We start from the raw sequence: 12,495 nt of genomic DNA, 5'->3' as shown, positions 1-12,495 counted from the left end.
TTAAATCGGAATCAATGACATTCGAGATAGGCGTCGTATTGGCTGTAATAGCAATAGCGGTAGGGCTTTTTGTGAGCGAGCGGCTTTCTATCGATACAACGGCCATCCTGGTCATGTCCCTGTTCATGCTGTTGGGTATCCTGACACCGGCCGAGGGGCTGGCCGGCTTCAGCAATCCCGCTACCATCACGGTGGCCTGCATGTTCATCATCAGCACGGCTATTTTCAAGTCGGGCGCATTGAGCAGTATAGGGCTGCTGCTCACCAAGGCCGGGCGCAAAAACTACCTTTTCTGCCTGTTGGCGGTGATGCTGGTTTCGGGTCTTCTGTCTGCCTTCATCAACGATACGGCCGTGGTTGCTCTGCTCATGCCGGTAGTGATTCAGGTGGCGCGCGATACCCGCATTAGTCCTGCCAAGCTGCTCATACCGCTTTCTTTTGGCGCGTTGCTCGGCGGTATCTGTACCCTCATCGGGACCTCTACCAACATACTGGTAAGCGGGATTGCAGAGGCCCAGGGAGAAGCTCCGATCGGGATGTTTGAGATGACGCCTGTAGGCATTCTGTTCCTGGTAGCTGGCATGGTGTACATGTTGCTGGCAGGCCGCTTTCTGTTGCCCAGCCGCAAGGTAGCCGAAGACCTGACCGAGGACTTCAACATGGGGGATTACCTCACAGAAATCGTACTGCTGCCCGGCTCTCCCTCTGTAGGCATGCCCTTGCGCAGTTCCGGACTGGTGCAGAACCTGGACATCGACGTGTTGCTGATAACACGCGACAAGACTAAGCTTAAACCAACTCCCTATACCATGCTGCGTGCCCATGACGTGCTCAAGGTGCGCTGCGATGTAGAGAAGCTCAAAAAGATCAAGGAAGAGAAAGGGATTAAGCTGAAGTCAGAACGAAGATTTCGCGACGAAGACATCGGCGTCAATACCAAGTTATATGAAGCGATTATTACCCCCAGCTCTTATATAGAGGGCAAAACACTGAAAGACCTGGATTTCAGGGCACTCAACCACGGGGCTACCGTCGTTGCCATCCGGCACCGCGACGAGATCCTCCACGAAAAACTGACACACACCCACCTCTCATCGGGCGATGTACTGCTGATCGTGGCCGACAAAGAGCAGGCAGCACATCTGAGAAACAACCCCGATCTGCTCCTGATCTCCGAAACGGAGCGGAGCCACTACGATTACAGCAAGATCGTACCGGTACTGGCCATAGGTATAGGAGTCGTGATGGCGGCAGCCACCGGGCTGGCTCATATCGTGCTGAGCGCCCTGGTAGGCGTGGTACTACTGGTGCTGTTCAAGTGCATCCGCCTGGACGAGGTATACAAGGCCATCGAGTGGAAAGTGATTTTCATGCTGGCCGGCGTTCTCTCTATGGGAACTGCGCTGGAAAAGACAGGAGCGGCCAGTTTGCTATCCGGTTACCTGGTAAACTCAGTCGGTAGTTACGGGCCCCATGCGCTGCTTTCCACTTTCTTCTTTATCACGTTCATGGTGACCAATTTCATGTCTAACAACGCGACGGCAGCCTTGCTGGCCCCGATAGCGATTGTGGCTGCCAAGGAAATGGGGGTAAGTGTGAGACCCTTCCTGATGGCGGTTACGTTTGCCGCCTCGCTCAGCTTTATGACACCCATGGGCTACCAGACGAACACCATGATCTACGGCCCCGGCAATTACAGATTCACCGATTACCTGCGGGTCGGCACCCCACTGAATATTATCTTCTGGCTACTGGCTTCCCTGATCATCCCCTTGTTTTTTCCTTTCTAGAAAGAGACCAATACTGTTCCACGTGGGACAAGGCTGTATAGCCTTCGCCACAGGCAGAGTGGCTATACCTTTCATTCTGAGGTGTCCGAATCTTGTGGCTGAGGTAGAAGGTATAGCAAACCCGAAATCAACTCTCTGGCCTATCTGTCGTAAAATCAGTTACTTTTTACTTCAGGGTAATTTGTAGCGCATACGCTCCGCCCACTATTCTACGATGCACAGGCAACCGGCACAGGGCTTGTCTGTCCTGCTTGCAAAATATTTTGCTTCATATAAGTTTGATTGCCTATGAACATCGCGATAATTGGAGGAGGCCTGAGCGGCACATTAACGGCAATCCATTTGCTCCGGTATGCTCCGGAAGGCACTGACATCTGCCTGGTGGAGCAGGACAGGTATAGGATGAACCGGGGCATCGCTTATTCCAGCCAGTTGCCCTTCCAGCCGCTCAATGTACCCGCCAGCGCGATGAGCCTTTTCCCGGATGAGCCCTACGATTTCTTTGCTTGGCTGACAGCCCATCAATACCGGTACAAAGGGCAGTTGAAGGCACCGGTTAGTCCGCAGGATTTTGTACCCCGCTTCATTTTCGGAGACTATCTGAAATCGCGTCTGCAGGAGGCGGAAGCAGGTGCCCCGCAGGGCGTGAAGCTGGTAAACGTATACGAAGAGGCAGTTTCGGTGAAGCAGGAGGGAAGTGCCTTTCAGGTAACCTTGCGCAGCCAGGAAACGATGCAGGCGGATAAAGTGGTGCTCGCGCTGGGCAATTTCCCGCCCGGGCATCTGCCTATACCAGATGAGGCATTTTACGGGAGCAGCTGCTATGTAGCCTCCCCCTGGGCCGCAAAAGGCCTGATGAGCCTGCCGGCAGATGCCTCACTGTTGCTAATCGGCTCCAGCCTCACGATGGTGGACCTGGTAGGCAGCCTGCAGGCACAGGGGCATACCGGCAAGGTATACGTGGTATCGCGCCATGGCCTGCTGCCACAGCCCACGGGCACAGAAACAATGCCTTGCTACAAACTGTCTCTCCCGCCTAATGGTCCTTTGTCGGCAATGGATATGTTCCGGTTCATCCGGCATGAAATACAGGAGGCTGCACGGAAAGGCTATACCTGGCGCAATGTGCTGGACGCCCTGCGGGAGGAAGTCCCGGGTATCTGGCAAGCGTTTTCAGGGCAGGAGAAGAAACGCTTTCTGCGCCACATCCGCCCCTTCTGGGAAACGCACCGCCACCGCATGCCGGCAGCTTCTGCCAATCTGCTCCAAAAGCTACAGGCACAAGGCCAGCTGGAAGTAATAGCGGCAAGTATAGTGGATATGCAGGAAACAGGGGAGACCGCTTGTGTCACCATCCGGAGAAGAAAACAAACGACGACAGAGACAATTGAAGTGAGCAGGGTGATCAACTGCACCGGTCCTCAGGGCGATTTCACAAAGGTACCGATTCCCTTGGTGCAGCAATTACTCAAAGATGGTATGATAAAGCCCGATCCCCTAAGCCTGGGGGTGCTCACCATGCCCGACGGCACCTTGGTAGGAGAGGAGGGCAAACCAACTGTTGGTTTGTTCACGCTTGGTCCTCCGCGCAAAGCGACCCTGTATGAGTCAACAGCCCTGCGTGAGATCAGGCAACAGGCCCAGGCTCTGGCGCTTGAATTGCTGCAGGGGAATAGCACCCGGCTAAAAGCCGTGTCCGCCTTCTGATGGATCTGGTTGCCAGGGCACCTCGGTTTCACTTTCCGTATAGTCACAACAAGGAAATCCGCTATAGAAATTTTCATTGATCTGGCCATAAGTATAAAAGCGTATGAAGGAAGACCTGATTCTGATCATTCTGGCAATCCTCAGCCTGGCAAGCGTGGTACTGATCTGGCATTTCATGGCGCAGGACGATGATACACCTGAAGAATAGCAAACCATCTGCTGAACCTGCGTGCTGTTTGATTTTAAGTTGCTTCGAACTTTAAAAATAAACTCTTACTGCTGCTAGCGCAGGACTGAAAGCTCGCGTACTTTGCAGGTTTGATACTAGAATGAGAATCCGGAGCTTTGGACTGTTATTAACAGGAATTTTTGCTACTACTACTGCGCTTGCTCAGCCTACCGGCAAGCAGGTCACGCACCAGCAACTGGTGTGGTTTACTTATTCCAATAGCTTAGAACTCTCTTCCAAATGGTTTTTAACCACTGAGATCCATGAAAGGAGATTCATGAATCCGGACAGGCAGCATCAGTTTGCACTCCGGACTCACTTGAACTACAGGCTAGGTGAAAATTGGGATGCCTCCGCTGGATTTACTTACTTCCTTCAAAGTCCGCATGATCCGCAGGCAACAAACAAACTTGTGATACCTGAACTCAGGCCGCATGTTCAGTTTGATTACAGGCAGCCCATCGGGAGGCTCTTGATCACACACCGCTACAGAGCAGAGAAGCGATTCTTCAGGAATACTGCCAATGAAGAGCTGGCAAAAGGGTACAACACAAACTACCGTTTCAGGTACCGCCTCGGCTTTGAATACCGGTTGACAGATATCAACGAAAAACCACTAAAACTGAAAGTGAGTAATGAGCTGCATATCAACACCGGCAAACGCATCACCTATAATCGCTTCGATCAGAACAGGATATACCTAGGCTTGAATTACGCTGTTTTGAAACGTGTGAGTGTAGAGGCAGGCTATCTGAACTGGTACCAGCAGCGTACGGCAGGGGATCAGTTTTACAACAGGCATATCCTCAATTTTGCCCTCAGCCACAAGATCGAACTGAAGAGGAAAGATACGGATTCAGAAGAGTGATGACAGCAACAGATGCTGAGCTGGTTCAGCTATACCTCTCCTGCGCAAGCTATAAATACCCTCTGGCCTGTAGTTTGAACAGCTCTGCGTACTTGCCATTCTGGGCCAGTAACTCTTCATGGGAGCCGAGTTCTTTCAGCTGCCCCTGCTCCAGGAACAGAATCCGGTCGGCCATCCGCACAGTGGAGAAGCGGTGGGAGATAAGCACGGCGGTCTTGCCTTCGATCAACTCCGAAAAGCGCAAAAACACTTCATGTTCCGCCCGGGCATCGAGCGCCGAGGTAGGTTCATCGAGTATGAGCAGCTGGGCATCCCGCATGTAGGCACGGGCCAGGGCTACTTTCTGCCATTCTCCGCCCGACAGCTCCACGCCTTTGTTGAAGCGCTTGCCCAGCACCTGCTCATAGCCATCGGGCAGGCGCTGGATCACCGGATCTGCCAGGCTCTTCTGGGCCGAACCCTGTATGCGCTCCCGATCGCTGATGTTGCTGATCTGGCCGATGGCAATGTTGTCGGAAGCAGTCATCTGGAAGCGCACGTAATCCTGGAAAATGATGCCCACCTGGTGGCGCAGGTCATTCAGATCGTACTCCCGCAGGTCGATGCCATCGAGCAGGATACTGCCTTCTGTCGGCTCATACAACCTGGCCAGCAGTTTTACCAGCGTGGTCTTTCCGGCGCCGTTCTCACCTACCAGCGCCAGTTTCTCGCCGGCCTGCAGGTGGAAGGCGAGGTGGCGCACTGCCCAGCGCTCGCTGTTATGGTACTTGAAGCCAACATTCTCAAACGTGAAGCCCTGCTGTATGGGCCGCGGAACCGGCAGCGGGTTGGCAGGCGGTGTGATCTGTGGCTTCAGCTCCAGGAAATCGAAGAGGTCTTGCAGGTATAGCGCGCTCTCCGCTATCTGCGAAAAGCGGGTCATGATGCCCTGCAGCAGCCCGCGCATGCTGTTAAAGGAGCCTGCCAGGAAGGTAAGCGTACCCACGGTAATGATACCGGCCACTGTCTGGAAAAGGATAAAAATGTAGGCGCCGTAGTAGGCCAGTGTACCCAGCGAAGAAAGAACGCTGCCCCATACTGCCCGGCGCACGATAAGTCCCTTGTTCAGGTCATAATAGCGGTCCGAGAGCTGTTTGAACCTGGTAGCCAGGAAGCCCGATAAGTTAAAGGTCTTGATCTCTTTGGCTGTCTCGTCGCTGGCCCCGATGTAGCGCAGGTAGTCGAGTTCGCGCCGCTCTGGTGTCCAGGAGCGGGAGAGGGAGTAAGTGCGTTCGTTGAAGTGGGTCTCGCCCAGGAAAGAAGGGATCACGGCCACCAGCAGAATCAGGATAAGCCAAGGATTGAAGGTGATCAGGCCTACGGCCAGAAAGCCTATCGTGACGATATCCTGTACCTGCGAGAGCACCTGCGACATGAGCACCACCCGCGTGATCGTCTGCCGCCGCGCCCGCTCCAGCTTGTCGTAGAACGTGGCGTCTTCGAACTGTGCCAGATCCAGTTTGGCGGCATGCTCGATCAGGGCTACAGAGGTTCTGTTGGAGAAGAGGTCGCCCAGCAGGCTGTCGAGCAGCGTGATGCCCCGGTTGATCAGGTCCGATAGCAGACCGAGTCCCAGTTCCACCGCCACCAGCATCCACAGGTGGCTCAGATCGCGTTCACCTGTCACGGCTATCAGCCGGATCACTTCGTCGATGATCAGCTTTCCTACATAAAGCATCGCCAGGGGCAGGGACGATTTGACCAGGCGCAGCAGCATGTTTCCGACAGTCATCGACTTGCTTGTCTCCCAGATCAGCCTGAAAAATTTGGGCAGGTTCTTCAGGGCACCCATTTGCTCCCGAAGGCTTTTCTGTTCCTTGTCGGCCTGGGTAGAGGCCGATCTTGTTCCTTTGTTAGAGGTATTCATGTAAGTAAGTTCAGATGCTGGTTGTGTCCGCAGGCGCTATTACTATACCTTTGGCACTATTTAATGTTCAAATAAATTGATTCAAACTAAGTAGCAAAGCCTGGCTTCCTCCTGTTATATATAGTAAAATTCTTCTATATTTATTGGATAATCTCTTTCCAAGGTATGACCTACTTTTACAAACAAATTTTTTGTACGCTTTGTCTTTTAGCGCTAGGCTTATTGTGGCAACTTCCGGCTGTAGCTGCTCCCAGGCATATTTCCACGGCCCCTATACCTGCCTGGGCCAGGCAATTGCCCCAACGCCTTCAGACCGATATCGACCCGAACGAAGTAAATGACGGCTACCATTACCTGCAGCGTTCGCTGCAATGGGAGGTGGCACGTGAAGAGTCTTTCTTTCATAACACCTACAAGATCACAACGGAAGAAGGCGTGCAGAACAGCTCTGAACTGCAATTATCCTTCGACCCAAACCACGAAAAGCTATACCTGCACAAGGTGGTCGTGTGGCGCAAAGGCAAGCCCATCAACAAACTTAACCTGAACAAAGTAAAGGTCATACAGCGGGAACAGGGGCTCGAGCAGCGCATCTTCGACGAAAGCCTGACTGCCCTGCTTGTCCTGGACGATATACGCGTAGGCGACGTGGTGGAGTATGCCTGGACCATCAAAGGGCGTAACCCGGTGTTCCGGGGCAAGTTCTTTAACTCGTTCAATCTGCAGTTCTACGATCCGATGGATGAGTTGCTGGTGCACATTGTCATGCCCGAGCAACGCAAGCTTCACTATAAACTCTACAAAACAACACACAAGCCGGTCATCGCGACGGCCAATGGGAGCACTAGCTATACCTGGCACCTGAAAAACCTGCCCGCCACCCCTGTAGACAGTGAGGTACCCGACTGGTACGACCCCTATCCGGGGGCCTATGTCTCAGAATACAACTCCTGGAAAGAAGTAGTGGACTGGGCGCTGCCTATGTATGGGCTCAACGAAACACCCTCCAAAGCGCTGCAGGCTGTAATTGACAGCATCAGAACGACACACCGGAAAAAGGAAGAGCGGGTGGTGGCAGCCCTGCGCGTTGTGCAGGACGAAGTACGCTACCTGGGCATGGAAGCAGGTATAGGCGGGTATAAGCCCCGCTCGCCCTCTGCCGTATTCGCACAGCGCTTCGGCGACTGCAAAGACAAGTCGCTGCTGCTGAGCACGATGCTCAAGCACCTGGGCGTCGAGGCCTATCCGGCGCTGGTGAACTCCGGTTATAGAGGCCAGATCAAGGAAAGCCAGCCTTCGCCTTATGCTTTTAACCACTGTATTGTGCAGGTTGATCTGGAGGGAATCAGGCTCTGGTACGACCCCACCATTAGCAAGCAGCGCGGGACCTCCCATTCCACTTTTGTGCCGGATTACCAGCAGGCGCTCGTGCTGAGCGCATCTTCCAAAGGCCTGACAGAAGTTGTTCCGCCCGTAGCTAACAATGGCGGCGTGAAAGTGCTGGAGACATTCCTGTTCGACAATGTGGGTGGCGCTGTGACACTGCAGGTGAAGACCGAATACACCGGTTGGGAAGCGGACAGGCAGCGAAGCCGTTTTGCCACCACCAGTCTGAAGGAAATCCAGAAATCTTACCTCAACTTCTACGCCAACAACTATCCCGACATAGAAGAAGCCCGTCCCGTCGAGTTCATTGACTACGAGCACGGCAACAAGTTCACGACGCTGGAGGAGTATACCATCGAGAACCTGTGGGAGGAGCTGGAAGGCGCGGAAGGGCAGTTACGCTCCACTTTCTTCCCACAGGAGCTGCGCAACCACATCAGCCAACCCCGTACCAGCAAGCGTACCATGCCGATGGGGCTGGCCTACCCGGCACACGTGGAACAAGAGATACAGCTTTTCCTGCCGGAGTCCTGGCCGGTGCAACCCGCTGTAAAAGAAGTGAAAGATGAGGCCTTTGTTTACAAAAGCAAGGTGTCTTATGCCGAAAGTGGGAATGTGCTCACCCTGAACTATACCTACACCACCCTGCAGGACCACGTGCTGCCGGAGCATATGAGTGCCTTTGTAAAGAACCAGAAGATCATGTTGGATGACATGGGGTACAGTCTCAACTATAACACCAACCCGGCTTCAGGAGGCGGCTTCCGCTTCAGTTGGATCATGCTGGTGGTAGCCCTGCTGGCCCTGGGTGCTGGTTTATACGGTGGCTACAGGGTGTATTACCACTATGACCCCAACCCGGCTCCCGGCTTTATTCTGAGTAATGGAGAACCCATTGGAGGCTGGCTTATTGTGCCGCTGATCGGTCTTTTTGCCACGCCACTGGCGGGTACGGTTGCGGTGCTGCGAAACGGCTATTTCAACCAGGCAGTCTGGGAGAACCTGGTGATGCCCTCCTCTGCGAACTTTGCGCCGGAGCTGGCCGGCCTGATGGCATTGGAGCTGATCCTAAACATTGGGTTCGTGGTCTTCAGCCTGGTGCTGCTCAGGTTATACCTGAAGCGCCGCAGCAGCGTGCCATCCCTCATGGTGGCCTTCTACGTCGGCAATTTCCTGTTCATGATCGGGGAGTATGTAGCGCTGGAGAGTATGGCATTGCCTTTCGAAACGGAGAAGACCAGCCCTACCGATGCCATCCGTGCTTTCTTCATGGCAGCTATCTGGGTGCCTTACTTCAACCTTTCGCACCGGGTAAAAGATACCTTTGTGCAGATGCTGCACCCTCCTGTGTATGAAGAAGAGGAGCAACCGGTATTTGAGGGAATAAGTGAAGAAGAAACAGAAAAGGGTGCCGGTTAAATAAAGTAGTAAACGCTAGCCTGTTACCGGGAATAGTTTGAATAGCGGCTGAGGATTTTGAAGGGAATATAGGTTTTTGCTATATTTTCTCCGAACAGGCGAACATGGCACAAATGCAGCACGAAGTTTGCGAGCTCGTTTAGAAATCTGAAATCTATGAAAAGAACCTTACGCATCGTGTTCACGCTCGCAGTGATTAGCCTGACGGGCTGTACAAATGATTTTTATCCGGCCGTAGATGAACGCCTCACGGCTATACCTGTGCAGCCGCACAACAAGGCGGTAGAAGTTTTCTTTGCGGGCGAGTGGCCCAAAGAGGAGTACGTGAAGATCGCCGCGCTCGAAGCCCGTGGCGGCGAAGCCACCCCTTACATCACCCTGATCAACCGGCTGAAAGCCAGCGCCCGGGCCCACGGGGCCGACGCGCTGGTGGTCCAGGAAAAGAGCTACATCACCGATGTGTATTCCAATTCAGACAGGATGGTGGCCACATCGGGCACCACCGCGCTCAACGGCGTTGCCATCAAGTACAAAAAGAACCTGGACCTGGGGCTGATGCCCAAGCAACAGCAGATAGACCGATATGACCCTGTTTCAGACACCTTTGAGCCGGTACTGAACCTGCAACTGGGTATAGATGGTGAGATAACGGCCAAGGAAGAGAGCAGAGCGGATGCCATGAACATTTACAACGTGTACCTGCATGACTACACGGAGCGCCACCTGCTGAAAGAGCAGAGCGCCGGCTGGACGGAACGCAGGCAGGAGGGCTTCGTGACAGAGCGGCGGCTGCACAGCGAAAAGGGGATGTTGCTGAAGTACCTGAGGTTCCAGTACAACATGCAACGGCAGTTGCAGCAGGTGATCATAGAGAAGTCGGGCAGGCAGACGGAGGAGGTCCGCTATACCTACAACGACGCCGGCAAACTCACCTCGCGCAGCATCGACCGGGACAAAATGCCCTACCTGCAGGAGGACTATACCTACGATGCGAACGGCAAAGTGAGCGAAGTGCAGCTGTCCCTCAATACCCGGGAAGGCATGAAACCTCTCCTGCGGAGCACATTCGCCTACTATACCCTGGAGGAAATCCTGTAGGCTATACCTACTGAAAATCGAATAGACTGCTACGATGCTTGATTTTTCTTGAATAATTTTCTTACCCGGATCTGACCTTCGCTGTATTTATCAGGGATATCCTATATTTAGTTGAAATTTAATTCTTACCACATATAGTCCAAGTGAAAGCAGAGCTACTTTTAAAGATCTTATTTGCATTAACTTTTCTCCTAGGAGGCAACTTGGTGTATGCACAGAAAAAGGAAGTGCGGTATTATGATGCGGATGAGATTCCCACAAAGGAATCAAAGGCCTATTATTTCGGAATAGTAGAAGTCAATCCCGAGTCATCTCCGGCAGGTGCTGTTTCCTTTTATACCCTGGACAGTGTACTGATAAAGAGGAGAGAGTATAGGAATGTAAGTGACAAGAGAGCTAATGTAGAGCCGCATGGCATTAGTACTTACTGGTATAAAAATGGGCAAAAACAGGCTGTAGCGGAATACGTGAAAGGACAAAAACATGGAAGTTATCAGGAATGGTATGAAAACGGGAACCTGAAATATACCATGACATTTGAAAAAGGGCAGCTTCGTGATACGCTGTATGGCTATTATGAGAGTGGTAAGATGCGTAGAACAGATATCTTCAAGGCAGGTGAGTTAGTGAAAGGAAGTGTTTTTTCAGAGGAAGGTATAGCCCTGCCTTATGTGCGCCATTTTGAACTGCCTGAATATTTTGGCGGAGACGATATTATGTTGAAGTACCTGGGCACCCATGTACGGTATCCTGCAGAAGCTCAGCGAAACGGTGCTTCAGGACTGGTTGTGATCGGATTTAAGGTAAGCCCTGACGGAAGTTTGAAAGACTTTACTGTACGAAAAAGTGCAGGTCCTATGCTGGATGAAGAGGCTCTACGCGTTGTAAGGGGAATGCCGAACTGGCTGCCCGGTCAAAAAGAGGGAGTAGCTGAGGAAATGACTGCATTTGTGCCGGTCCGTTTCTCGATCCGCTAATGGTTTTCTGTTATTTCAATAGGGCATGAAAAATTATCTATTGACCTTGGCCATGGTGCTGGGAATAAGCTATACCTGCCCGGCCCAAACAAAGGTGCCTGCAGCAGACGTTGCCAGCATCGAGGCCATCACGGCGGCCGGCTTGCGCATCATCTCCGGGCCAAAAGGGCAGAAGCGGGACATGGAGCAGTTCAAGGCACTTTTTCTGCCGAACGCGCAAATGGGAGGCGTGTTCTCTAAAGGCGACAGCAGCTTCGTCCGGATAACGACTGTTGAACAGTTTGCAGCTCGCAACGGCCCCTTTTATGAACAGAACGGATTTTATGAAAGCCAGCTGGGACTCCGGGTGGAGCGGTTTGGGAACATCGCCACTGCCTTTCAGACCTACGATACCCGCTATACCCAACCGGGCAAAGTGGAAGCACGGGGCGTAAACACCTACCAACTGGTGTATGACAAAGGCCGCTGGTGGATTGCCAGCCTGCTCTTCACGCCCGAAACGCCGCAGCAGCCTCTCCCTGAAAAGTATCTGAAATAAGCGTTCCGGAGTATAGTACCCTATGACGCGTTATTTGCTTTTCTTTCTGACGGGTTTTGCCCATGCGCTCCTGATCCTGCTCTATTCGGATTTGTCGGCGGAGTATGCCTCTTTCTATCGGGCGTTGGGGCTGGCGGGGGCAGTGGCACTTTTTGCTGTCGCTTCCTGGCTCACCTTGTTCAGTATGCGCGCCGGGGCGCTGGTATCCCTGGTAAGCCTGCTGGCCTTGCTCTACTGGAACGGGTATGTTGCCCAGCATATTCTGCAGCAGGAAACCGCTTTCGATACGGTCATTCTGGCCATCCACCTGGTGCTGGGCGCGCTGGCCCTGATCGCATTGGTTACCAGCCTGCGCTATACTTTCCGAAGAAGCCTCTCCTGGCGGGCGGGCACCCGGGGAGCCGGCTATGTAGTCAAGATCATACTGGCTGCCATACCTGTAAGCATTGCTGTGGCCTATTTGCTGTACGCCTGAAATGAGAAAAGCCCCGCCAAAATGGCTGGGGCCTTCTCTCACCTTAAAACAAACTAATCTAAACTTTAACTAACCTTATCTTTATACCTGCTGATGCAGTTT

9 protein-coding genes are annotated in these 12,495 nt (G+C 52.9%); 8 read left to right on the top strand and 1 reads right to left on the bottom strand.

The genetic code is table 11. The annotated features are described in order from the left end of the window. From OB13_RS01705 to OB13_RS01695, 3 genes are all read left to right on the top strand, one after another. Positions 1 to 1,790, top strand: a 1,790-nt coding sequence (locus OB13_RS01705) for an SLC13 family permease (protein WP_461488415.1), incomplete at its 5' end; no start/stop codon positions are given. Positions 1,791 to 2,078: 288 nt separating this feature from the next. Next, positions 2,079 to 3,497: an FAD/NAD(P)-binding protein gene (locus OB13_RS01700; protein WP_461488414.1), complete on the top strand. Its 1,419-nt coding sequence runs from the start codon at positions 2,079 to 2,081 to the stop codon at positions 3,495 to 3,497. A 329-nt stretch (positions 3,498 to 3,826) separates the two neighbouring features. After that, entirely contained in the window at positions 3,827 to 4,594 is a 768-nt protein-coding gene (locus tag OB13_RS01695; protein WP_461488413.1) for a DUF2490 domain-containing protein, read from the top strand. Positions 4,595 to 4,643: 49 nt separating this feature from the next. Here OB13_RS01695 and OB13_RS01690 read toward each other — a convergent pair whose 3' ends face one another. Further along, positions 4,644 to 6,500, bottom strand: a complete 1,857-nt coding sequence (locus OB13_RS01690) for an ABC transporter ATP-binding protein (RefSeq protein ID WP_461488412.1) — start codon at positions 6,498 to 6,500, stop codon at positions 4,644 to 4,646. Between the two features lie 222 nt (positions 6,501 to 6,722). Between OB13_RS01690 and OB13_RS01685 the strand changes: the two genes are divergently transcribed. The 5 genes from OB13_RS01685 to OB13_RS01665 all read left to right on the top strand — a co-directional run bounded on the left by OB13_RS01685 (position 6,723) and on the right by OB13_RS01665 (position 12,393). Beyond that, positions 6,723 to 9,305: a DUF3857 domain-containing protein gene (locus tag OB13_RS01685; RefSeq protein ID WP_461488411.1), complete on the top strand. Its 2,583-nt coding sequence runs from the start codon at positions 6,723 to 6,725 to the stop codon at positions 9,303 to 9,305. A 156-nt stretch (positions 9,306 to 9,461) separates the two neighbouring features. After that, a complete protein-coding gene (locus tag OB13_RS01680) occupies positions 9,462 to 10,403 on the top strand; it encodes a hypothetical protein (RefSeq protein ID WP_461488410.1) in 942 nt (313 codons plus the stop codon). Between the two features lie 143 nt (positions 10,404 to 10,546). Beyond that, positions 10,547 to 11,380 (top strand): TonB family protein, encoded by an 834-nt coding sequence (locus OB13_RS01675; RefSeq protein WP_461488409.1) that lies wholly within the window; start codon positions 10,547 to 10,549, stop codon positions 11,378 to 11,380. Between the two features lie 25 nt (positions 11,381 to 11,405). After that, positions 11,406 to 11,918, top strand: coding sequence for a hypothetical protein (locus tag OB13_RS01670; protein WP_461488408.1), 513 nt, complete (start codon positions 11,406 to 11,408; stop codon positions 11,916 to 11,918). Between the two features lie 22 nt (positions 11,919 to 11,940). Further along, positions 11,941 to 12,393, top strand: a complete 453-nt coding sequence (locus OB13_RS01665) for a hypothetical protein (protein ID WP_461488407.1) — start codon at positions 11,941 to 11,943, stop codon at positions 12,391 to 12,393. Positions 12,394 to 12,495: the final 102 nt, after the last annotated feature.

The sequence above is a fragment of the Pontibacter sp. HJ8 genome (genome assembly GCF_054824225.1).
Note: the sequence above shows the minus strand (reverse complement) of the source record. Positions and strands in the feature narration are given on the sequence as shown.